The organism is Geodermatophilus chilensis (genome assembly GCF_002802985.1).
GTDB classification, from domain to species: domain Bacteria; phylum Actinomycetota; class Actinomycetes; order Mycobacteriales; family Geodermatophilaceae; genus Geodermatophilus; species Geodermatophilus chilensis.
In genome coordinates, this window is the sequence record NZ_NVPT01000065.1 from 1 (window position 1) to 21,955 (window position 21,955).

General features: G+C 71.0%; 18 protein-coding genes. 1 reads left to right on the top strand and 17 read right to left on the bottom strand.

Annotated features, from left to right (window positions below):
- Positions 1 to 344: 344 nt before the first annotated feature.
- Positions 345 to 1,727 carry a MocR-like pyridoxine biosynthesis transcription factor PdxR gene (pdxR, locus tag CNO22_RS12675; protein WP_198588291.1) on the bottom strand — a complete coding sequence of 461 codons (1,383 nt, stop codon included), beginning with the start codon at positions 1,725 to 1,727 and terminating at the stop codon, positions 345 to 347.
- Positions 1,728 to 1,821: 94 nt separating this feature from the next.
- Here pdxR and CNO22_RS12680 point away from each other — a divergent pair, with 94 nt between their 5' ends.
- Positions 1,822 to 2,520: a pyridoxamine 5'-phosphate oxidase family protein gene (locus CNO22_RS12680; protein ID WP_100499714.1), complete on the top strand. Its 699-nt coding sequence runs from the start codon at positions 1,822 to 1,824 to the stop codon at positions 2,518 to 2,520.
- A 418-nt stretch (positions 2,521 to 2,938) separates the two neighbouring features.
- Here the strand turns inward: CNO22_RS12680 and CNO22_RS12685 are convergent, their stop codons facing one another.
- The 16 genes from CNO22_RS12685 to CNO22_RS12760 form a co-directional block, all read right to left on the bottom strand.
- Positions 2,939 to 3,802 (bottom strand): asparagine synthase-related protein, encoded by an 864-nt coding sequence (locus CNO22_RS12685; protein WP_100499715.1) that lies wholly within the window; start codon positions 3,800 to 3,802, stop codon positions 2,939 to 2,941.
- A gap of 142 nt (positions 3,803 to 3,944) precedes the next feature.
- Entirely contained in the window at positions 3,945 to 4,547 is a 603-nt protein-coding gene (locus CNO22_RS12690) for an anthranilate synthase component II (protein WP_100499716.1), read from the bottom strand.
- Positions 4,544 to 5,917: an anthranilate synthase component I family protein gene (locus CNO22_RS12695; RefSeq protein WP_100499717.1), complete on the bottom strand. Its 1,374-nt coding sequence runs from the start codon at positions 5,915 to 5,917 to the stop codon at positions 4,544 to 4,546. Before CNO22_RS12695 ends, CNO22_RS12690 begins: the two co-directional genes overlap by 4 nt.
- A complete protein-coding gene (locus CNO22_RS12700) occupies positions 5,914 to 7,056 on the bottom strand; it encodes a DUF362 domain-containing protein (RefSeq protein ID WP_198588292.1) in 1,143 nt (380 codons plus the stop codon). The genes CNO22_RS12695 and CNO22_RS12700 overlap by 4 nt, the downstream gene beginning before the upstream one ends.
- A gap of 31 nt (positions 7,057 to 7,087) precedes the next feature.
- Entirely contained in the window at positions 7,088 to 7,762 is a 675-nt protein-coding gene (locus tag CNO22_RS12705; protein WP_100499719.1) for a cyclase family protein, read from the bottom strand.
- Between the two features lie 16 nt (positions 7,763 to 7,778).
- Complete coding sequence (locus tag CNO22_RS12710; RefSeq protein WP_100499720.1) at positions 7,779 to 9,122, bottom strand: glutathionylspermidine synthase family protein; 1,344 nt, start codon at positions 9,120 to 9,122, stop codon at positions 7,779 to 7,781.
- A gap of 28 nt (positions 9,123 to 9,150) precedes the next feature.
- A complete protein-coding gene (locus CNO22_RS12715) occupies positions 9,151 to 10,413 on the bottom strand; it encodes an MFS transporter (RefSeq protein ID WP_100499721.1) in 1,263 nt (420 codons plus the stop codon).
- Entirely contained in the window at positions 10,413 to 11,660 is a 1,248-nt protein-coding gene (locus CNO22_RS12720) for an ATP-grasp domain-containing protein (RefSeq protein ID WP_100499722.1), read from the bottom strand. The genes CNO22_RS12715 and CNO22_RS12720 overlap by 1 nt, the downstream gene beginning before the upstream one ends.
- Before the next feature lie 89 nt (positions 11,661 to 11,749).
- The gene (locus tag CNO22_RS12725; RefSeq protein ID WP_100499723.1) at positions 11,750 to 13,000 is read right to left on the bottom strand and encodes an ATP-grasp domain-containing protein; all 1,251 of its coding nucleotides are present in this window, start codon (positions 12,998 to 13,000) and stop codon (positions 11,750 to 11,752) included.
- A gap of 18 nt (positions 13,001 to 13,018) precedes the next feature.
- On the bottom strand, positions 13,019 to 13,627 hold the full coding sequence (locus CNO22_RS12730; protein ID WP_100499724.1) for a mycothiol-dependent nitroreductase Rv2466c family protein: 609 nt from the start codon (positions 13,625 to 13,627) through the stop codon (positions 13,019 to 13,021).
- 5 nt (positions 13,628 to 13,632) lie between these two features.
- A complete protein-coding gene (locus CNO22_RS12735) occupies positions 13,633 to 14,484 on the bottom strand; it encodes an isocitrate lyase/PEP mutase family protein (protein ID WP_100499725.1) in 852 nt (283 codons plus the stop codon).
- Positions 14,485 to 15,603 (bottom strand): branched-chain amino acid aminotransferase, encoded by a 1,119-nt coding sequence (locus CNO22_RS12740; protein WP_100499726.1) that lies wholly within the window; start codon positions 15,601 to 15,603, stop codon positions 14,485 to 14,487.
- On the bottom strand, positions 15,596 to 16,906 hold the full coding sequence (locus CNO22_RS12745) for a lyase family protein (protein WP_198588293.1): 1,311 nt from the start codon (positions 16,904 to 16,906) through the stop codon (positions 15,596 to 15,598). Before CNO22_RS12745 ends, CNO22_RS12740 begins: the two co-directional genes overlap by 8 nt.
- Before the next feature lie 86 nt (positions 16,907 to 16,992).
- Complete coding sequence (locus CNO22_RS12750) at positions 16,993 to 19,002, bottom strand: FAD/NAD(P)-binding protein (protein WP_100499728.1); 2,010 nt, start codon at positions 19,000 to 19,002, stop codon at positions 16,993 to 16,995.
- 66 nt (positions 19,003 to 19,068) lie between these two features.
- Positions 19,069 to 20,127, bottom strand: coding sequence for a 3-deoxy-7-phosphoheptulonate synthase (gene aroF / locus CNO22_RS12755; RefSeq protein WP_100499729.1), 1,059 nt, complete (start codon positions 20,125 to 20,127; stop codon positions 19,069 to 19,071).
- A gap of 22 nt (positions 20,128 to 20,149) precedes the next feature.
- On the bottom strand, positions 20,150 to 21,820 hold the full coding sequence (locus tag CNO22_RS12760) for a class I adenylate-forming enzyme family protein (protein WP_100499730.1): 1,671 nt from the start codon (positions 21,818 to 21,820) through the stop codon (positions 20,150 to 20,152).
- Positions 21,821 to 21,955 lie beyond the last annotated feature (135 nt).

Consider the following 21,955-nt stretch of genomic DNA (forward strand, 5'->3'; position numbering starts at 1 on the left):
CGGGCAGAGGGCGACCTCTCTGTCGCACCCCCGGGTGCTGACCGCACTGCAGCACGACTGCCGCGAGGCGCCCTGCCCCCTTATTCAGCAGACTCCTAGCTCTTACAGCCCATCTGGCACGAGCTCCTCGATCACCCACCACAGCCTCAGTAGGCCGACCGGCAGTCGAAGCAGGCGCGCCGAGCTCATCGTGAAACGATCTCTTGAGCGGCACCATGCGGCGTCGGAGCGGACGGCGCCGGTCGACCGGTTGGCAGGCCCCCACACAAGCACCGGCTCGGCGTGCCGGGTCGGGAGGCCACGTCGGGCCAGCAGCCACCCAGGCGCCGAGAGCCGGACATGTCTCACCGGCTGCGGGCCGCCCGCAACACCGAAGTGAGGATCTCGAGCCCACGGCACAGATCAGCACGCGACGGAGCGGCGAAGCCCAGGACGAGCCCGTCCGCGGGTCCCCCGGCCGGTGTGCGCGCCCGGTAGGGGCCGAGGCCGTCGAGCGCCACTCCTCGTGCGGCCGCCGCGGCGAGCACCGCGGTCTCCGTGTCGGCGTCCGGTAGCGGCACCACCACGTGTGCGCCGGCGGGGTCACCCTCGGCGGGGTGGCCTGCTGCCGCCACCGCCGAGAGCACGAGCTGCCGACGGACGACCAGCTCACGGCGCAGACGGCGCAGGTGCCGGGCAAGGTCGCCGCCGGAGGCCAGCGCCGCGAGGACCCGCTGCCCGGCCCGCCCCGGGCGGGTGCCGGTCGCCGTGCGCCGGGCCAGCAGCCGCTCGCGCAGGTCGGGGGGCGCGACCAACCAGCCGGTCCCCAGCGTGGGAGTGAGGATCTTGCTGGCGGTACCGAAGTGGACGACGACGCCGGGGTCCAGTGCAGCCAGGATCGGCAGCGGCGCGACGTCGTAGCGCAGCTCGCCGTCGTAGTCGTCCTCGAGCACCCGCCAGCCCTCCGCGCGTGCGCGGGCGAGGAGCGCCAGCCGGCGGGCGGCGGACAGCCGACGGCCCAGCGGGTACTGGTGAGCCGGGGTGCAGTACACCGCGGCCAGTCCCGACGGCAGCGCCTCCACCACCAGGCCGTCCTCGTCCACCGGCACCCGAACCACCTCGGCGCCGACCTCCCGGATCGTTGCGATGGCGCGGCCGTAACCGGGACTCTCCACCGCGACGCGCGATCCCGGCGGCAGCAGCCTGGCCACCTCCGCCACCGCGGCGGAGGTGCCGGCGGTGGCCAGCACGTCCTCCGGACCAGCGGTGAGCCCGCGGTGGCGCAGCAGGTGCGCGGCCACCGCGGCCCGGAACGCGGGATCCCCGGCGGGCTCGGGCTGACTGTCGGGTTCCCGGTCACCTGCCATCCGCCAGGCCCGCCGCCAGGCGGCCCGGTCCAGGACCTCCAGGCATGGGGAGCCGGCGCGCAGTTCGACGAGGGAGCGACGCGCCGGGACGGCCGGTGCCGGAACGATCGGCGCGGCCGACCCCGGCACCGCGGCGCCCACGACGAACGTACCCACGCCACGGCGGGCCTCCGCCCAGCCCTCCGCCAGCAGCTGGTCGTAGGCGGCCGCAGTGACCGTCCGGCTGACCCGCAGCGCCCCGGCGAGCTCGCGGGTGGAGGGCAGCCGGTCCCCGGGGCGGAGGGTCCCGTTCGCGGCGGCCTCCCGCAGAGCGTCGGCCAGCTGCACCGACAGCGGGGTGGCGCTGCCGCGGTCGAGCGCCACCGGCGGCACCTCGGTCACCGACGGCCTCCTTTCCGGCCGCCACCCGATGGCCTGCGAGAAAGCAGGCGAATTGGCACTTCCAGATAGCCACGAGCCGACCGAAAGTGGGGACATGAACACCGCGCCACCGCTCTCCCCCACCCCGCGCAGCACGATCCGCCGCTCATCGTCCCGCGCCCGAACCGATCGCGCCGACCTGTACGCGGTCCTCGACGCGGGGCTGGTCGGACACCTGGGCGTGGTGTTGGACGGGGCTCCCGTCGTGCTGCCGACCGGCTACGGTCGTCGCGGGAACACCGTCTACCTGCACGGCTCGAGCGGAGCGGCGACGCTGCGAGCGGCGGCCGCCGGAGCGCCGGTCTGCTTCACCGTGACGCTGGTGGACGGCGTCGTCTATGCCCGTTCGGCGTTCCACCACTCGATGAACTACCGCTGCGCCGTCGTGCACGGCATTCCGCGGCTGCTGACCGATCCCACCGAGCGCCTGCTCGCCCTGGAGTCGATCACCGAGCACCTCGCTCCCGGATCATGGTCGGCGACCCGCCGGCCGGGGCCCAAGGAGCTGGCCGGCACGGCGGTGCTGGCGCTGGACCTCACCGAGGCCAGCGTCAAGGTCCGCACCGGGCCTCCGAATGACGACGACCGGGACCTTCTTGCGGCCGACGATCCCGACCCGGTGTGGGCTGGCGTCCTGCCCCTGCGCACGGTGGCCGGCGAGCCGGAGCCCTGCCCCCTGCTGCCGGCGAGGACCCCGGTTCCGGCACGTGTCCGGAACCGGGCGGCCCAGCTGGCCGGACGCGACGTCGGATGACGGCCGGTCCCTGCACGACAGGGTCATCCCGCCGGGGCCCTGCTGGGCTCGGGCAGCCGGTTCAGCACGGCCCGGGCGTGTGTCGCCCCGGCGCGGGTGAACGACGTCGGCCGGCCGCGGTCTCCGACCACAGTGCCGAGCGCGGCGAGCTGTGCCGGCGTCCTGCCCTCGCAGTGGACCGCCTCCGGATAGCCCCGCCGGGCGACCCGGTCGCGGTCGAGTTCGGCGAAGCGGCAAGCGCCTCGTCAGGTTCCCAGGGCACCGTCATGGGTCCCGTTCCGGCGAGGCAACGGATCCCGGTGCGTGGCGGTGCAGGCCCAGCCCGTGGGCGACACCGCGCGCGCCGAGGTGAGCCGATCCGCCGCCTCAGCCGCACCCTCTCGGTCGCGGACCGACCTGCGCGTCGGCCACGCCGACGTCATTCGGGACACCGCCCTCGAGCATCGCGCTGTGGTGAGGGTGCGAGCGCGGGAGAGCGATACGCCTGCACATGCCCAGGACCGATCAGGCCGAGATCACCCAGTGCGGCGAGGACGTTCGCGGCGAGTCCAGGCCGCGCCTCCAGCGCCGCGAGCGCGGACCGGTCGAGGTCGACCCGGAATCCGTCACCGAGCAACCGGACTCGTAGATCGCGCGGGCGGACATCGACGCCGGCCAGCAATACCCGCACTGTGATCTCGGCACGTTCCACCAGGCCGAGCCGGCCGATCGAGACCGGGACGCCTACAGCGATGCGCGACGCCAGACACGGCGTCGCCGGCTTGTCGGCGACGGGCAACGACCACGCGGCGGCAAGCAGCCGGACATCCCGCTTGCCGAGCCCGACATCGGCGAGCGGTTCGACGACGAGCAGCTCACGTGCGGCACGCAGGCCGGGGCGGTGCACCGCCCGACGGTCGTCGGCATGGGTACCGGTGGCCACATGCGCGATGCCCCGCTCGACCGCGAGATCACTGATGGCGGTCAGCACGGTGTGCTTGCAGAAATAGCAGCGGTCTCCGGCATTGGCGCGGTAGCCGGGGACGTCGAGCTCGGCCACAGGGACCTCTGCCAACTCCGCGCCGAGCCCGGCGGCGATCTCCCGCGCGGCAACGAGTTCCATACGGGCCAGGCTCGGCGAGTCGGCGATCGCTGCCAGCACTCGGTCCGCGGGCAGCGCCCGCAGGGCCGCTGCCAGCACGAGCGTGGAGTCGACTCCACCGGAGAATGCGACGGCGACACTCCCGAGAGATCGGAGCCTGGTCAGCAGTCGGTCCGCGATCCCTGCCAGGTCGGCGTCCATCCCGGCACTCCACCCGGACTCGCATGCGCGGGGGTCCATCGGCACCGGGTTCACCGATGGCTCGAGTTGGTACGCCGACACGGCTCACAGCCCCCTGTCCGAGCGTTCCGGCGGGCGGTCGCAGCGATGGCGACGGACGTGGTCATGCCGTCACCAGTCCTTCCGCGGGCGATCTGCCGCGGATGCCGCGTACCGCATTGCGCACGATGCCGACGCCCTGCTCGGTGAACAGCGACTCCGGGTGGAACTGCACGCCCTCGATCGGCAGTTCACGGTGCCTGACACCCATGATCTCGCCCGTGTCGGACCAGGCGGTCGCCACCAGTTCGGCCGGGAGTGTGTCCGCCTCGATCACCAGGGAGTGGTAGCGCGCGACCACCAACGGGGTCGGCAACCCGGCGAAGACACCCTTTCCGTCATGCGTGATCCCTGAGCACTTGCCGTGCATCGGCTCGGCAGCGTGGCGGATCCGGGCGCCGAAGGCCGCACCGATCGCCTGGTGGCCGAGACACACGCCGAAGATCGGGACGTCGTGGCCCAGTCGCCGGACCAGCTCGATGGAGATGCCCGCGTCGGCCGGATCCCCGGGACCGGGCGAGATGATGATCAGCCTCGGGTCGAGGCCGACGACCTGCTCGACGGTCACCTCGTCATTGCGGTGCACGACACAGTCGGCGCCGAGATGTCCCACGTACTGCACGAGGTTGTAGACGAACGAGTCGTAGTTGTCGATGACGCAGATCACGCGGCGGCCCCCTCCACCGTCACGCCCAGGGCCCGTGCACCCGAGCCGAGTTTCGCCAGGCATTCGGCGTACTCGGCGGCCGGCTCGGAGTCGTGCACGATGCCACCGCCGGCCTGCAGGCGGATCTCCCCATCGCACAGGACCGCGCTGCGAATGGTCAGGTACAAGTCTACGTGGGACAGTCCGAACGAGCCGACTGCACCGGAGTACAGCCAGCGCCGACTGGGCTCGAGATCGTCGATGATCTCCATCGCGCGCATCTTCGGCGTGCCCGTCATGGTGCCCGCCGGGAACGTCGCCCGGATGAGCTCGTCGGTTCCCCGGTCGCCACGGGTGTGGCCGCGCACGTCGGAGGTCAGGTGCATGACGTGGGAGTAGCGCTCCACCGCCATGAGCCGGTCGACGGAGACGCTGCCGGGCCGGCACACCCGGCCGAGGTCGTTGCGAGCCAGGTCGACGAGCATCCGGTGCTCGGCCATCTCCTTGACCGACGACCGCAGGTCGTCCTCGGCGAGCTGGTCGGCGTACCTGTCGTGTCCCCGCGGCCGGGTTCCGGCGAGCGGGCGGATCAGCGCCTGGCCGTCGTGCAGCGTCAGGCACGGTTCCGGTGAGGCGCCGACGGCCTCGAACCGCGGCCCGGCGTACCAGAAGTGGTACGGGGACGGGTTGCTCTCGGCCAGTCGCTCGTAGACACGCAGGCCGTCCACAGTGGCCGGTGCCGTCCAGGCGGTGGACAGCACGAGCTGGAAGACATCGCCGTCGAGGATGTGCCGCTTCGCCAGGTCCACCGCGGTGATGTACTGCTCGTAGCTGAAGCCGAACCGTCCGGCGCCCACTGCCACGATGCCGAGCGGTACGACGGCCAGCCCGTTCAGCGTCCTCGCGACCTGTTCGGCCACGGCGCGGGCGGCGGCGGCCGACGGGCCGCGGCCGATCACCTGCCCGTGTCCGTCGGCGAACTGGACCAACGCCTCGGGCAGGAAGAACTCGTACACCGGCAGATCGGTCGCCGGGTGGCGGCTGGGCAACCGCTCGAAGTCGCGCACCGCGTCATAACCCAGCAACCCGAACCAGGATGCCTCGGCAACCGGGGTGTCCGCCGGCATGTCCAGTCCGGCCAGGAACTCGACAGCGTCGGCCAACGGGGCCCGGCCCGCGCCACCCAAATGGGAGAGGACGGCGAGCTCGCCGACGGCCAGCGTCGCGCGGCGACCACCAGGCCCGGCGGTGAGCATGACCCGCCCGGCGGTGCGCAGCGCCGCGGCGGCCGCCACCGGGTTCACCACGGTCCGCAGCGGCAGGACATGGCGGTACAGCCGCGATCCCGCGGACAGTGACGACCCTGGCGAGGTGACCGTGCTGATCGTCATCGCGCCACGCTCACCAGACGCGGCGGCACCCGGAACTGGGTGCGCTCGTGCTCGCCCACGCCTCTGCCCATCGCATAACGGAATGCGGCGAGCTGGATGGCGCGCGGCGGGCAACCCTCGATAAATATGCCGAGATCGCGGCTCTCGTACAGGCAGTTGCCGACGAGGACCACGGCACCTCGCAGCGGCGGCATCTGCACCTGCGGGCCGGAGATGACCGTCATCTCGCCGTCCCACGCGCACAGTTCCTCGGCCAGCGCACGCATGGCGCCGGCCACGAACCGGCTGCACGCGGGGCACGCGTGCTCGGCGTAGACGTGGACACCCGCGCGCGGCGCAACGATCTCGACCGGCGCCTTGACCATGTCGAAGGCCAGCTCGGCCAGTGGCGTGCCGAGCACGTCGATGTCCTGCAGCGACAGCGGACCCATGCCACGCTGATGGGCGTCGCGCAGGTAGGCCACACTGTCCGGGTCGAAGCCGGCCAGGACGCCGACCGCGACGTCGAGGGCGACGGCATTGCGGCTGGCGGCCAGGAAACCCACCGATCGCGCCCGCCCGTCCATCGGGTAGTTGCCCTCGATGACCGTGGTCCCATCGCACACCACCAGGTCCTGCGGGCGCATCAGGTTGAGGTCCACCGTCGACTCGTCGACCCCGGCCATGTGCACGATGCGGGTCGTATAGCCAGGCAGCAGCCCCACCAGATTCTTCATCGCGTTGGAGTAGACGACGCTCGCGTGCGTGCGCAGCTGCGGCACCCCGATGAAGAAGTCGCAGTCCAGGACCAGCTCCGGGACGGCGATCGGCACCCGCAGCGACGTCGCCCCCGGGATACCGGTGATGCGCAATGGCAGGTCGTCCAGGCTGACCACGCGCGCGTACCGGGCGGCCTCATGGTCGCGCAAGATCTCGTAGATGGCGTGAGTGCGCTCCGCGATCACCGGGCGGGCCCCGTACTCGGCGACGACGCGGGCGATGGCAGCCAGCAGGGCCGTATTCACATGGAACCCAGGCCGCGTCTGGAACAGGTTCGGCTTGATCAGCACCTCCGCGCCCGGACGCAGCCCGGCCAGCGGCGCGCCGAGCAGGTCGAGCAGCCGGTGCAGCACACCCGGCACCGCGGCGTCGTCGGTCACGGGCTCGAGGGCGACCGACTGCCGCGCCCTCTCACCCATCGGTCTCCTCCATGGCGATGACCCGCGAGGGAGCCGCCTCGGCACCGGCCACCTTGATCGGCAGGGCGAACAGCTGCACGGCCGGTCGGGTCAACTGGTGCATGTTGGTGATGTACTCCAGCAGCGGGATGCCGGCGGCGAGCAGCGCATGGTGCACAGGGGACCCGGCGTCGCCCGGCCGCTCGGTGAGGCAGTCCAACCCGAACAGGCTGGCGCCGTTGTCGATGGCCCATTCCGCGGCCGACGGAGTGAGGTAGGGCGGGCGCTCCCAGTAGTCGGGCCGGCCCCAGTTGTGCCGCAGGTAGTCGGTGCGGACCAGGAGCCGGTCACCCTCCCGCCACACCGGCCGCAGCGCCGCCTCGAGATCGTCGCCGGTGACCGGCTCCAGCTCGCCCTTGTCGGACAGGTCGGCGACACAGGCCCGACCGATCAGGTTGTCCAGCGGGACCTCATCGATTCCCTCGGCACCCGGGAAGAAGTGGAGGCGGTACTCCATGTGCGTGCCGTTGTGCGGGAACAGGTGCAGATGCGAGAACGTGCGTTTCGTGCCGTTCGGGTCCGTCTCCGGGGTCATCGCCCGTTCGCTGGCGAACTTGGGATACCAGTCGGCGGGATAGGACGGCATGCCGTCGTAGAAACCGTGGGTCAGGTCGACCAGCCGGGCCATCGTGGGTCCTCCTCGGTCAGCAGGTGAAGAGGCAGGTGTTGCGGACATGGGGGTTGTTGACCATCGTGATCACCGTGGTGCCGCCCGGCGGCACCGCTCGCACGCCTCCGCCGGAGAGCCCAGCCGGGGTCATGAAGGCAGCCCACAGCGCGTACCACTCGGAGCGGGCGCCGGTCTCCGGGTCGATCATCGGCTCCAGGTTGGAACGCACCACCTCCTGCACCAGGCAGCCGGTGTTCGCGCTCGCGGTCAGCGCTTCTCGCCAGGTGTGGTCGTCCACCTCGTGTCCGATGAGGACGCCCTGGCCGCCGAAGAGCCCGGCCGGCTTGAACACCAGGTGCTCCCGGCGGCGTACGCACTCGTCGATGAGGTCGGCATCCGGGTCGGCACCGGGCCGGCCCAGCATGCGGCTCCACGGCAGCACGCGGTCGATCACCGCCCGCTCCTCGTCGGAGAACCTCGACGTGTCGTGGGCGAACTCGGAGAGGAGCGCCAACGTGCCCTTGTTGCCGAACATGTTGCTCGGCGTCCACACCACGACGGTGCCGGCTTCATGGGCACGGAAGACGGGCTCCATGAGCGCCTGGCCGTCGGGGTGGGCGAGCATCTCCTCGAGCGCGTAGTAGCGGAGGATCACATCCACCGGCGTCCCGTCCAGGTGCGGCTTGCCGGCCCGGAACCGCAGGTCCCCGATCTCGCCGACCCGGCAGTCGATCCCCTGCTCGGCCAGCAGCTCCGCGATCGCGCGCCGCTGGTGGCCGTACACGGCCATCCCGCCGGGTCCCTCCAGCACCGCGACCACCGGCTCGCCGGCGCCGATGGCCTTGCCCGCGGCCCGCAGTGCCTCGGCGAGGTCCCCGCCCATGTCCAGGTACCGCAGGCCGTTGTCGGCGGCGAACTCGGCGAACGCTGGGTTCCGCAGGTAGGCCCTCGGCAACGTGCCCACCATGTCCAGGCCGCCGAGGGCGCTGCCGATGTTGAACTCGAGCAGCTTGAACGACGAGCCGTCGTAGTACGTGTCGGCCCGGCCGTACAGCGGCGGGGCGCCGTCGCCGAGCAGCCGGCGCATCAGCGCACCGCGCCGGTCGTCGATGCCCAGAGCGACGCGGAACCGGTCGACGTCCGCGTCGAAGCACCGCTGCGGTAGAGACGTGACGAGCTCGTAGATGGTGACGAGGTCACGGCCGAACGCCCGGAACTCCGCCTCGTCGACCATGACCGGGCGGGGCAGCAGCCTCGGCCACGCCGCGCGCTTGGTCTCCGACACCTCGAGGTCCGCCAGCGCGCGGCGCAGCCGGCCGTCCGGACCCGTGCATTCGGCGAGGTAGGCGTCGGTGACGCGATTCCCTCGTGCCGACATGATTGCCTCCCGGAATCGTGTGCAGACTTCAGGCGGGGACGGGTACTTCGGCATCGGCACGCGTCGCGCGGCGGGCCAGGATCACCCGGTACTGCATGATGATCACGATGCCGAAGAGGAGGTAGATCCCGGCCATCCCCTGGGTGCTCAGGACCGCGCTCAGGCTGATGAGCACCGAGTTGACCACCTGGCCGAACCGGATGTGCAAGTAGTACGCGGCCATGTACCTCGGCCGGCCCTGCTCCGGTGCCAGCTCCGTCAGCAGCGCCAGCTGGACCGGCGCGTTCATCAGCTCGCCGATGGTCAGCACCACACAGGCGAGCAGCAGCACCCAGGCGTTGCTGCTGACCGCGAGCACCGCGAAGCCGCCCACGTACAGGGCAATGCCCGCATAGAGCCGGACCCGGTCGGTCAGCTGACGCAGCAACGCGTTGATGAACAGCGCGAGCAGGACGACCAGGAACGTGTTCACCGCCTTGAGCACGCCGAGCATCTGCACGCCGTCGACGTCGCCGAACGGGAACACGTACTGGACGGGGAAGTCGTCGGACAGCCGGATGCCGATGGAGGTGCTCAGCTGCCCTTCGAGGGTCAGCACCAGGGTGGCGACGACGACCAGCCTGCGGAACGTCGAGTCGGCCAGGACCACCCGGTATCCGTCGGCGAACTGGGCCAGCCCGTGGCGCTTGGCGGGCACGGGGTAGGCCGGTGTCGACTCCGGCTTCGTCTCCCGCACCAGCAGGACGGTGACGACGAGGGCGAAGCACATGCCGATGGCGCCCCCGAGGATCACCGCGCCGAAGTGACTGCCGTACAGGAAGCCGCCGAGCAGGGCGCCGGTGCCGAGCGCGAGGTTGATCACCCAGTAGTTGACCGTGTAGACGTACTTGCGGTCCTCGGCCGGGGTCACATCGATGATCGTCGAATCGTTGGCCGGCAGAGCCAGGTTCGTGCCGAACTTCACGACGGCGTAGCTGAAGTACACCGCGAGCGCGCCCCAGTCGGCGAAGTAGGCCACGCTCATCAGCAGCAGGAACACGGAGCCGATGAGGTCCCCGAGGACGAGGACGGGCCGGCGTCCCCACTTGTCCGACAGATGACCGCCGAGCAGCATGCCGAACACGGCGAAGGCGGCGAACAGGAGGATCAACCCGCCCGTGGTAGCGATCCCCACCCGGGACGCGAGGTAGATCGCGATGTAGGTGAGGATCATGGCGTCGATCAGCTTGTGGACGAACGCCAGCCCGATCCTGACCCGGACATTGCGGTGCAGCGCAAGGAACTTCTTCATCAGGCCACGAACTTCGCCGCCGGCGTTCCGGCAGCCACCTCGACCTTGATCAGCTCGCGCACCCGGTCCGCACGGGCGAGGGCCTGTGCGGCGTCGTCCGAGCCGGTGAGGATCACGAAGCCGTGCCGGGTCTTGGAGTTCACGGTCTCCGGGAGCACGTCCCCGACCGAGAACGGGAATTCCAGCGTGTCGACGAAGTCCAGCGCACGCGCCTCGTCCACGCCCGACACCGACCGGAGGATCCCGGGCGAGAAGCTCAGGTACCCGATGTGCCCGACGGACTTCGCGCCGCTCGGCCGGGGCGCCCGTCCGGCGAGGGCGGCGAACATCGCCCGCTTGATGTCGAAGCCCTGCGCTGTCTGGATGAGGTCCGGGATCTTGTCCCCGCCGAGCCGCGCCTGGGACTCCACGATCCGCGGTCCGTCCGCGGTCAGGATGACCTCGGTGTGCGCGGGACCGCACTGGTATCCGGCGGCGTCGAGCAGTTCCACCGCGAGCGCGGCCACCCGGCTGGTCTCCGCCGTGTCCGGCTCGCCGAACAGGTGTCCCTGCTCCACGAAGTGCGGCAGCGGGCCGAGCAGCTTGCGGGTCACGCCGATCACGTGGTGCTCGCCGCGGACCGTCAACGTTTCCACGCTGAACTCCGGACCGCGCAGGTACTCCTCGACGAGCACCGGCCCGGTGTAGCCGTAGCCGGCCAGCCTCTCGCCCCAGGCCGGCAGCTCGGCCGGGTCGGTGAGCAGGTAGGTCCCCCGGCTGGCGGACAGCGTGGTCGGCTTCACGACCACCGGCAACGTGAAGTCCGCCAGCAGTGCCGCCACGTCCTGCCAGTGCTCCGCGGTGGCGAACTGCATCGACGAGATGCCCTTGTCGCGCAGCAGTGTGCGCATGGCGAGCTTGTCGTTGAGCAGTGCGACCGAGCGCGGTGAGTTGACCGCCTTGCCGAGTTCGTCGGCCACCTCGTAGGCGAGCATCATCGACTCCTCGCTACCGACGTGCCAGACATGGTCGGCGCCGCTCTCCCGCACAGCGGCGCGGATGGCGTCGGCATAGGCCGCCCGATCGGTGAAGTCCACCAACCGGAAGCCGTCGGCGAGTGCCTCGACGTCCCGGAGGTACTGGGAAGCCGGCGCGCCATACAGCCGGCGGGCCTCGGCCGGGTCCCAGATGGCGGTGATCCGGAAACCTTCCTTCTGGGCTTTCCTGATGTATGCCTGGTAGGGCATCACCATGACCAAGTTCGGCATCGTGTTCTCCCGCGAAGACGGGGGCTCAGCGCCCGGTGGGTCGAACCTCGCCGACGCGACCATCGGCGAAGCATCGAACGGGCATCCGGTCAGCCCTGATGGGTGCTCACTGCGATCTGCTGGGCCGCGGCCTCGGCGATCCGGCCGGCCAGGTACGGGTCCTCCGCCGTGGCCAGGACGTGGCCGATCCGGTCCTCGTTGACCAGCAGCCGGTTGACCCGCGCACCGGGCTCGATGGACAGCACGGCCTCACGTACCCCGGGCACGGCCGCGGCGATGTCCAGTCCGGTCACGCTGTCCACGACGCCCGGAGGCGCGGTGAGGTACCGGATCGCCGCGCCACGTACCGGAGCGGCGTCGATGGCACCGACGGACTCGCCCAGGTACTGGCGGATCACCAGCTCCATCGTGGAGAGCCCCAGGCTGCGGTCCATCAGCTCGGTGATCTGGTCACCGGCCGGCCGAGGGTTGATCTCGACCAGCTTGGGACCGTCCGCGGTGTACTTCAGCTCGACGTGAGCGATGCCGAGGTCGAAGCCCACCGCCGTGGTCGCGGCCACCGCGGCCCGCTCCAGCTCGCCTCTGATCGGACCCGGCAGCGCCGTCGGGAAGCTGTGCCCGAGTTCGATGAACCGGTTGCCGCCTCCGACCAGCTTGTCGGTCACGCCGAGCACGCTAACCGATCCCGCCTCCGCCAGGACCTCCACGCTGACCTCGAACCCGACCAGGCATTCCTCGACGAGCACCTCCGGATGCCGCGGCTGGCCGCGGCGATTGGTGCGGTCGGACACGATGGTGCGGAAGCTGTCGACCACCTCCGCCACGGTCGTGCACCGCACCACGTGGGTCCCGCTGGTCTCGTCCGTCGGCTTCACCACGCACGGGAGTCCGATCTCCTCGGCCGCCCGCGCGGCCTGTTCGGCGGTGGTCACGGCGCGGAAGGCCGGGATGGGCACGCCGCGTTCCGCCCAGCGCCGCCGTTGGTCGGCCTTGTTGCGAGCGAGCCGGACCGCCTCCGGGTCCGGGCCGGGCAGGCCGAGCTGGCGGGCCACCTCGGCGGCCGGGACCACCTCGTACTCGGCCACTGACAGCAGGCCGTCCAGCGGTGCCCGGGCGTCCACCTCCTTCACCGCGGCCATCAGCGGCGTCAGCTCGTGGGTCTGACAGAACACGAGCTCGTCCACACAGCTGCCCAGCACCTCGGTTCCACCGGGCGTCGCGTGGTAGCGGTCCACCCCGCAGGTGAAGAAGGTGACGTGCAGGCCCAGCCGGCGGGCCGCGCGCAGGGCGTCGAACCCGGATCCGGTCCGGTTCGACTCCACGAAGCCGATGCGTGTCATGGCGAGATGTCCGTTCCGTCAGTCGAAGCTCAGGCCGCCGGAGCGGGCCCGCTTGATCTCGAAGAAGTTCGGGTGGCCGGCCAGCGTGCGGGCAGCGTCGAACAGCTGGACCGCCTCCTCGCCGCGCGGGATCGCGGTGAGCACCGGCCCGAAGAACCCGACGCCGTCGATGTGGATGGCCGGGGTGCCGAGGTCGGCACCGACCGGCGCCAGCGCCTCGTAGTGGCTCTTGCGCAAGGCCTCGTCGTAGTCGGTCCCGTCCGCCGCCTCGGCGAGCGCGGCCGGCAGGTCCAGCTCGGCAAGGGCCTGTGCGATCACCTCGGGGTAGTTCTTGTTGCGCCCGTTGTGGATCCGGGTGCCCAGCTCGGTGTAGAGGTCGGGCAGCACGTCCTCGCCGTGGTGCTGGGCGGCGGCGGCGCAGACCCGGGCCGGACCCCACGCGCGGTCGCAGAAGTCCCGGTACCACTCAGCGATCTCGCGGTCCTCGTTGAGCACGGACACACTCATCAGGCGGAAGCGCAGGTCGATGGTCCGCCGCTGCTCGACCTCGGTGATCCAGCGGGAAGCGATCCAGGCGAACGGACAGGCTGGGTCGAAGTAGAAGTCGACCCTGGGCGTCGCTGACATGGGCGTCACTCCTTGCCGTCGGCGAGGGCGGGGAACAGCGAGTTGAACCAGGCGTATCCGAGCGTCGGGGGGGCGGCGGTCATCCGTCCCTGGGTGAGCAGCTCCTCGGCCAGCTCGCGGGCGGCGGCATGGACCAGCTGGGCCAGGGCCGGTCCGACACTGACCCGCCGTACTCCCGCCGCCCGCAGCTGGGCGACGTCCGGCCGGCCGGGACCGGTGGACGCGCTGAGCGGCAGCGGGGACCGGGGCACCAGCGACGACAGCACGGTGAGGTCCGACAGCGCGGGCACGAACAGGCAGTCCGCACCCGCGTCGGCATACGCCCGCGCCCGGCGCAGCACCTCGTCCTGCCGGGCCTCCGGGTCGCCGATCTGACGCATGTACACGTCGGTCCGGGCGTTGATCACGAAGTCCGGCACCCCGTAGGCGTCCGCCGCGGCCCGCGCGGCCCGGAGGCGCGCGGCGGCGATCTCGGGGGCGTGCAGCCCGGGTTCGTCGGCCGGCGCGTCCTCGACGTTGATGCCGACGGCGCCCGCGCTCAGCACCGCGGTGACGGTGTCGGCCACGTCCTGTTCGGTGGCGCCGTAACCGGCTTCGATGTCGGCGGTCAGCGGGACATCGATGACCGCGGCCATCCGCCCGGTGGCCGCAACCAGTTCGGCACGAGGCAGCTGTTCCCCGTCGCGGCGGCCGAGGCTCCACGCCACCCCCGCGCTGGTGGTGGCGATGGCGGCCGCTCCGGCGTTCGCGATCACCGCCGCGCTGGCGGCGTCCCAGGCGTTGGGCAGCACTAGCGTGCCGTCGGCGTGCAGCGCCCGCAGCCGTCTCGCCTTCTCCCGCAAGATTTCCACGCTCATCTAGGCCTCGCCCGGGCCGTCGACGAGCCGCATCCAGCCGAACTCGTCCGGAGCTTGGCCGTACTGGATGTCCAGCAGTGCCCTCAGCAGCCGCGACGTGACCGGACCGGCCGTGCCGTCTCCTACCGACCATTCCCGCTGCGCCGAGGCCACGTGCCCGACCGGTGCGATGGCCCTCGCGGTACCACAGGCGAACGCCTCGGTCATCCGCCCGTCCCGGCAGCCCTGCTCCCACTCGTCGAGCGTGAGCGGCTCCTCCGAGACCGGGTAACCGAGCCACCGAGCCAGCCGCAGGATCGAGTCCCGGGTGACGCCGGCCAGCAGGGTGCCGCTCAGTGGTGGCGTGCGGAGCCGGGGGCCGTCGGTGGTGGACTCCACGAAGAACAGGTTGGAGCCACCTGCCTCCTCGACGTACCGGCGCTCCCGCGCGTCCAGCCACACGACCTGGTCGCAGTCGTGGGCAGCGGCTTGCTGTTGCGCGATGTAGGAGCCGCCGTAGTTGCCACCGCACTTGACCGCACCTGTACCGCCCGGCGCCGCACGGATGTACTCGGTGGACGCCCACAACCGGATGGGTTTCGGCTCCGCGCCGGACGCAGGCCGCGCGGGACTGCCGATCAGTGCGAACAGGTACTCCTCGGCGGGACGGTTGCCCAGATGCGTCTCCGCGGCGATCATGAACGGCCGCAGGTAGAAGCTGTGTCCCCGAGCGGACGGCACCCAGTTGCCGTCGGCCCGCAGCATCGCCTCCAACGCCGCGAGGAAGCTCTCCTCGGGCAGCCTCGGCATGGCCATCCGGTGCGCCGAGCGGTTGAACCGGCGGGCATGGTCGGTGGGCCGGAACAGGGCTCGCTGGCCGTTGGGGCGCCAGAACGCCTTCAGACCCTCGAAGACCGTTTGGCCGTAGTGGAAGGCCATGGTGGCCGGGTGCAGCGAGAGCGCGGCGAGCCCCGTGACCCTGGCGTCGTGCCAGCCCTGCTCGGCCTGCCACCGCATGGTCACCATGTGGTCGGAGTAGGTGTCGCCGAACCCGGGTGAGGCGAGCAACACCTTCCGCCGCTCGGCGGGGATCGGTTCCGCGCGCTCCCAGGCGAACTCCAGCGCGGCAACATTAGTCATGCGAACTCTCCCCCAGGATGTCGCCGAAGCGCGCGAGCGCCCGGTCGACGAGCGGCCCGGAGATCCCGGTGTAGCCGGACGGATCGAACAGCCCGGGCACGTCGGGGCCGGCCACGCCCGCCGCGTCCAGTGCGACGGCGAGGACGTCGGCGAGGTCGGCGCCGCCCCGCTCGGCCTCAACGGTCGCCTCGCCCAGCATGCGTTTGGCGTTCGCCTTGCCCAGCAACGGAGCCAGTACCGCGTTGACGCGCTCGGAGACGATGGCGCCCCGGGTCAGCCGCAGGTTGGCCGCCATCGCATCGGGTGAGACCCGCAGCGAAGCGGCGAGGCGTGCGGCGTTGGTGGCGGCGCCGGCCGCGATGCGCAGGCACTCCCGCAGCGGCTGCCACTCCGCATGCCAGCCACCCGAGGAGCGCTCGTCCTCCACGACCATGGACTGGAACAGCACGAGCGCGATCGGTGGCAGCTGCCGGGCCGCGGTCGCGACAAGGGTCGAGTACACGGGGTTGTGCTTCTGCGGCATTGCCGAGGACGCCCCGCGGCCCAGCGCCTGCTCCTCGGTGACCTCCCCGGTCTCGGTCCGGGTGAGCACGAGGACGTCGGCGGCCAGCTTGCCGAGCCCGCCGGTGGTGACCAGCAGTGCCGAGGCCACGTCGGCCAGGGGCGTGCGGATCCCGTGCCAGGGAAGGGACGGCTCGGCCAGCCCGAGGCGACGGGCCACCAGCGCGGGCAACCGCAGCGTCGTACCGGCCGGGTCGCCCGTGCCGCGCGCGTATTCGTGGTACGCCGCCAGTGTGCCCGCTGCGCCGCCCATCGAGACCGGCAGCACCGCGCGCGTCCGGCGCACGCGCTCGACAGCGTCGAGCACGAGATGCAGCCAGCCGGCGGCCTTGAGCCCGAAGGTGATCGGTACGGCGTGCTGGGTCAGGGTGCGCCCGGCCATCGGGGTGTCCCGGTACCGAGCAGCGTGTTCGGCGAGGCTCCGGGCGCACGCCAGCAGGTCATGCTCGATCCGGTCCAGCGTCGCCGCGCACAGCAGGGCCAACGCCGTGTCCAGGATGTCCTGGCTGGTGCTGCCGCGATGCACGTACTCGGCGGCGGACGGATCGACCGCCGTGACCGCGGCGGTGAGCTGTTCGACGAACGCGACGACCGGATTCGCGGTCTCCCGCACGCCGGCAGCCATCGCCACCGGGTCGATGCTCGCAGGCACGGCGGCGACCCTGATCGACTCCGCCGCGCCCGCCGGGATCACGCCCAACTCGGCTTGCGCTTCGGCGAGGGCGACCTCGGCGGCGAGCATGGCGGTCAGCACCGCGTCGTCGTCGACGAGATCAGCCGCCCCCGTCGCCGCCCACGCGGGCGCGAGGATGCCGTGGTCAACGGTGGTCATGCGGGCCTCCTGATGTCGTCGAGGCGGTCGCCGTGGTCGGCGAGCACCAGCGGCCCCCGGCACTCCGCGGCGATGCGCAGGCAGGCTCGGGCAATCGCGTCCGCGTCACCGAGGATCACGGAGTTGACGCCGGGACGGATCCCCGCTGCGGTCACCCAGTGCACCGACTCGGTCGGCACGCCGAACACGAAACGCCCTGCGTGCGGGCGATCGCCGATGTCCAGCAGCCGGTACGGACGTCGGGTGACCGCGACACCGCCTACGACGTAGTGACCCCCGCCGCGGATGGGGATGCGGTAGGGCCGGCACTGGCCGCGGGCCATCAACGTCCGCAGCAGCGGGTCGGTCGTCCGACGCAGGTCGGTCTCCGGGAGGTGCGCCTCGATCAGCGTGGCCGCCCGCACGATGAGGTCTGGGCAGGCTCCCGACTGCGCGACGAACCGTCCGTCCGAGCATCCGACCCGTAGGTCCGGGCCGAGTACCTCGAGCACCCCGGCATCCATGAGGGCGCCGAACTGCTCGATGCGTTCGGCGGGCGGTCCGATCGACAGGTAGGCGTTCAGCGGCATGTACCAGCGCTGCAGGTCGTCCCGGTAGGAGTCGCCGGACAGGCCACTGTGGTCGACGAGCAACCGGATCTCGTTGCGCAGGTCGCGCAGGACGTCCAGGGCGGCCTTGAGCGGCCCGGTCACGTTCCCCTTGCCGGCCTCTCGGACCTCCGTGGCCACATGGGCCCGTAGCCAGCGACGGAACCGTTCGGTCGAGGCGAGGTCGTCGTCGGTGTAGGGCGCCGCGACCTTCCGCCAGTCCCAGCCCTGGTCGGCGCGTATGTCGAAGGCGGCGAGCACGTTGCGCTGGGCGTCGCTCTCCTCGATGGCCAGCGGGTCACCGGAGAGCGGCCCCTCGGCGGGGCCCGCCATGGCGAACGCGGCGGTGAACTCCTCGGCGTCGCAGGTGCATCGCCGCTCGCGTATCAGGGTCGCGTAGTACACCGTGCGGACTTCCTGGTCGATCAGCGGCCAGATGTCCCGGCGGAAATCCGCGGGTGCCCCCGCGTCGGCGCGGGCCCGCAGCCGTCCGATCACCTGCGGGGTCAGGTACAGCGGCTGGTGCCGGCCGAACGGCCCCTTCTGGTTCTTGGCGCGGGCCTGGTACGGCACCCCACGACGAGATCCCGCGACCAGGTGGGGTTCCCGCCCGGACGGGAGGTAGCTCAGGATGCCTTCGGCATCGCGCACGAACCTGCCGCCACGGCCGATGGTGAACAGCGCCATGTAGTCGAAGAAGTTGAGGCCCATGCCGCGCAGGATCACCGTCTCGTCCGCCGGTATGGCGTCCAGTGACACGTCGGCCGGGTTGGACGGTGGGACGTATCGCAGGCCGTGCCGATCGGCGAACTCGCTCAGGGCCGCGTGGGATTCAGCGAGCTGATGCGGCATGTGGCCGAGCGCGAGCACGACGGCCTGCAGGTCGCCGATGGACTTCCCGTTGTCCAGTACGACTTCTTGCCGGCCGTCCGGTGTGTCACGGACGTCGACCGCGGTCGCCCGGTGCACCGTGAAGCTGACCGACGCTGGAGCGGTCCACATGATGCGACGAAGCGTCCACTGCAGATAGCTCCCGTAGAACGCCCGGGATGGATAGTCGTCCGGCCCCAGCGTCGCGGCTTCGGCTCGGATGGCGTCCGGGACGTCCGGGCTGCCGAGCAAGGCGATCGAGCGGGCCCACTCGTAGAGGCTCGGCCCGCTCACCACCGGGCCGTCGCATTCGACGGTCTCGTCGGTGAACATGGTCACCTGGCAGGCAACCGTGTTCATCAACAACACGCGGTCCTGCGTGCTCCGCCACACCTGGCCGCCCTCGGACACGTGCGGGTCGACGAGGTGCATGACGATCTCCTGCCCTGGCGGCAGAAGCGACTCGGCATTCGCGCACAGGCGTTCCGCGACCGATAAGCCGCGGGGGCCGAGCCCGATGATGGCAAGCTGCAACTTCTCACCGAACACTGGAGCCTCGACTGTCGTTGGAGGTGTCCGACTGGCGGATCGGTCAGCCCTGGCCGCACGTCGGGATCACGTCGGCGAGCACTCTCGGACAGATGTCCCGCCGCCCATGTGACGGCCGAGACCGGCCGCCGCAGGAGCGAGCCGGCCCATCAAGCCGGCGAACTGTTCCGGGCTGAGCGCCTGATTGCCGTCGCACAACGCCTGCTGCGGCTCGACATGGACATCGATCAGCAGCGCGTCCGCCCCCGCCCCGATCGCGGCCAGGGACAGCGGTTCCACCAGTTCCGGCCGGCCACCGGAATGGCTGGGATCCACCATGACCGGCAGGTGGGTGCGCTGCTTCCACAGCGCGACCGCGGTGAGGTCCAGCGTGAAGCGCGCCGACGGCTCGAACGTGCGGATGCCCCGCTCGCACAGCACCACCTGGTCATTGCCTTCGAGCAGCAGGTACTCGCCCGCGGCAAGGGTCTCCTCCACGGTGCAACCGAAGCCGCGCTTGAGCACGACCGGGAGACCGCTCTGGCCCACCGCGGTCAGCAGCGCGAAGTTCTGCATGTTCCGGGCCCCGATCTGGAACCCGTCGACCACCTCGGCCAGCCGCTTGACGTGCTCCGGTTCGATCACCTCGGTGACGAAAGGAAGGCCGGTCCGCTCCCTGGCCTCGACCAGCAGGTCGAGGCCGTCCCACTGGAGACCCTGGAAGGAATGCGGCGAGGTCCGCGGTTTGAACACGCCGCCTCGCAGGCCGACGGCTCCGTGCTTAGCGACGACGGCCGCGGTGGCCATCATCTGTTCCGGCGTCTCCACCGCGCACGGTCCCGCGAGCACCGCGACGGAGCCGTCGCCGATCGTGGTCGGCCCCAAGGAGACCGCCGTCCCGGTCGGGCGCAGTTCCCTGCGCCCCAGCCAGGCATCACTGCCCCTCGGCACCTGGCGGGTCGGCGCCGGCAGGTCAGACCCCGCTTCCTGGATGGCGTCCACATCGGACACCGGAAGGACGAAACTGGTGCCGAGGCGGTACATCTGGGTAGGTGCGCCGGCGGATTCCAGGTGCCGTATCCACCCGTCGACCCCGGCGCGGGTCACGGTCTCGTCGAAGACGAGCAGCAGATCTTGGTTTGCCACGGTGCGTTGGCTCCCGACCGGCTCACACGAGCGCATCGATGATGGCGAGGCTCTTGCCTCGGCGGTCGCGGACGTACGCGACCAGGTCCTGGTACTTCTCGCGTAGGTGGCGCTTGAGCGACTTGCCGGTGACGCCGAGCGGGAAATCCCCGTCCCCGCTCGCGACCTCCACCATGGCCAGCTCCGGCTTCCCGGTCGCGCGCAACGCTTCGTTGGCGGCGAAGAGCACCTTCTCCGGGTCGATGTCCTTCCCGGTCACCACGGCGAGGGCCACCTTCTCGTCCCGGTAGCCACCGGCGACGACCGTGCAGTCCTCGACGCCGGCGACCTCGTTGAGGACCACTTCCTCCATCTGCACCGAGTAGCCCGGCCCCTGGGCTGTGTGCACCACGTCGACCGCGCGGTCGACCTGGTAAAAGTGGCCGTCCTCGTCGCGGTAGGCGATGTCGCCCGTCAGCCAGTAGCCGGCGAGGATGCTCCGGTAGTAGGTGTCCTGGCTACCCCAGTACCCCACGGTCATCGACGGTGGCTTCGCACCGAGGTACCCGTACTCGTACGGCGCGGCGAGCGTGCCGTTCTCCCGGAGGATGGCGACCTCGGCGAAGCCGACCGAGCGGCCGACGCAGCGGTCGTTGCGCTCGGTCGTCAGGGTGCGCGGCTGCATCAGGACACCCCAACCCAGCTCGGTGGTGCCGAGCCGGTCGAGGAAGGCAGCCGGCGGGAGATGCGCCGAGCGGCGCGCGAGCACGTTCTTCAGGTGCCGCTCGTGCACCGCATCCCCCATCGAGACCCAAATGTTCACCGAGTCGAGGGCGCCGGCGGGAGTCTCCAGAGCGGCCAGCTCGGGGTAGGCATGGCCGAAGGCCATCACCATGGTCGGCTTGTGCTCCGGAATGGCTGCCGCCAGTTCCTCGCCGGCGACGTCGCGCCATGCCAGCAGCGGCTGACCGGCGAGCACGGCGTAGGAGGTGAAGGAGATGGTGCCCTGGTGCGACTGCGGGAGCGCGGTCATGATCAGGGCGCCGGGTTCCTCCTTGTAGTCGACGGCACGGAACTTCGGGCCCTCCAGAATGGTGCGGTGCGTGTGGATGACCGGCTTGGGCAGGCCCGTCGTGCCCGACGAGTGCATCATCCCCACCGGATCGTCGGGGTGATGCCGAAACCGTGCCTCGTCCGGCAGCCGTGCCGAAGCCGGGCTCGGCATGTCCTCGATGGTCGTGATCCACCGCAACGACAGCTTGCCGAGATCGGGAGCGATCCGGTCCAGCCGTTCCTGGTCGGTGTACAGGCCGATCGCGCCGGTCCGTTCGCACAGCGCCACCGCGCTCTCCCGCGGCGCCTTCCAGTTGATGAGCACGGCGATGGCGCCCAGCTGGGCGATGGCCGAGTAATGCACGAAATATGCGATGGAGTCGGGTAGGAAGACCGCGACCCGATCCCTGGGCCGTACTCCCTGCGCGTGGTACCACACTGACCAACTCTGGACGAGATGGTCGAGGTCGCGGAGGCTGAAGCAGGTCCGCGTCGCGCCATCGGTGTAGGGCACCGGAGTCAGTGACTGGATGAACGGCTCGTCCGGGTACGGGTTGATGGCCAACATCGAGGGAAGCAGGTTGCCACCGCCGATGCCGGAGTCCGCGGCCACCTCGGCCCGCAATTCCGGGGTCAGGACGGTCTTGTGTGTGAACTGCATGTCATCACTTTCTGGTGCGAGGCGGCAACGGCCACCGCGAGGAATGGAATTCGCGACAGGAATGCGTGTCCGGGTGCACACCCGACCGTCAGGCGGAACTGTCATCCACCGGATTCAGCAGAGTCGGTAGGTGTG

Excerpts from the sequence above, each read along its gene's own strand:
- CNO22_RS12740 (WP_100499726.1), bottom strand. The coding sequence starts at position 15,603 with ATGACTAATGTTGCCGCGCTGGAGTTCGCCTGGGAGCGCGCGGAACCG.
- CNO22_RS12745 (WP_198588293.1), bottom strand. The coding sequence starts at position 16,906 with ATGCTCGCCGCCGAGGTCGCCCTCGCCGAAGCGCAAGCCGAGTTGGGC.
- CNO22_RS12695 (WP_100499717.1), bottom strand. The coding sequence starts at position 5,917 with ATGACGATCAGCACGGTCACCTCGCCAGGGTCGTCACTGTCCGCGGGA.
- CNO22_RS12685 (WP_100499715.1), bottom strand. The coding sequence starts at position 3,802 with ATGGACGCCGACCTGGCAGGGATCGCGGACCGACTGCTGACCAGGCTC.
- CNO22_RS12710 (WP_100499720.1), bottom strand. The coding sequence starts at position 9,122 with ATGTCGGCACGAGGGAATCGCGTCACCGACGCCTACCTCGCCGAATGC.
- CNO22_RS12730 (WP_100499724.1), bottom strand. The coding sequence starts at position 13,627 with ATGTCAGCGACGCCCAGGGTCGACTTCTACTTCGACCCAGCCTGTCCG.
- CNO22_RS12705 (WP_100499719.1), bottom strand. The coding sequence starts at position 7,762 with ATGGCCCGGCTGGTCGACCTGACCCACGGTTTCTACGACGGCATGCCG.
- CNO22_RS12715 (WP_100499721.1), bottom strand. The coding sequence starts at position 10,413 with ATGAAGAAGTTCCTTGCGCTGCACCGCAATGTCCGGGTCAGGATCGGG.
- CNO22_RS12735 (WP_100499725.1), bottom strand. The coding sequence starts at position 14,484 with ATGAGCGTGGAAATCTTGCGGGAGAAGGCGAGACGGCTGCGGGCGCTG.
- CNO22_RS12720 (WP_100499722.1), bottom strand. The coding sequence starts at position 11,660 with ATGCCGAACTTGGTCATGGTGATGCCCTACCAGGCATACATCAGGAAA.
- CNO22_RS12725 (WP_100499723.1), bottom strand. The coding sequence starts at position 13,000 with ATGACACGCATCGGCTTCGTGGAGTCGAACCGGACCGGATCCGGGTTC.
- CNO22_RS12680 (WP_100499714.1), top strand. The coding sequence starts at position 1,822 with ATGAACACCGCGCCACCGCTCTCCCCCACCCCGCGCAGCACGATCCGC.
- CNO22_RS12760 (WP_100499730.1), bottom strand. The coding sequence starts at position 21,820 with ATGCAGTTCACACACAAGACCGTCCTGACCCCGGAATTGCGGGCCGAG.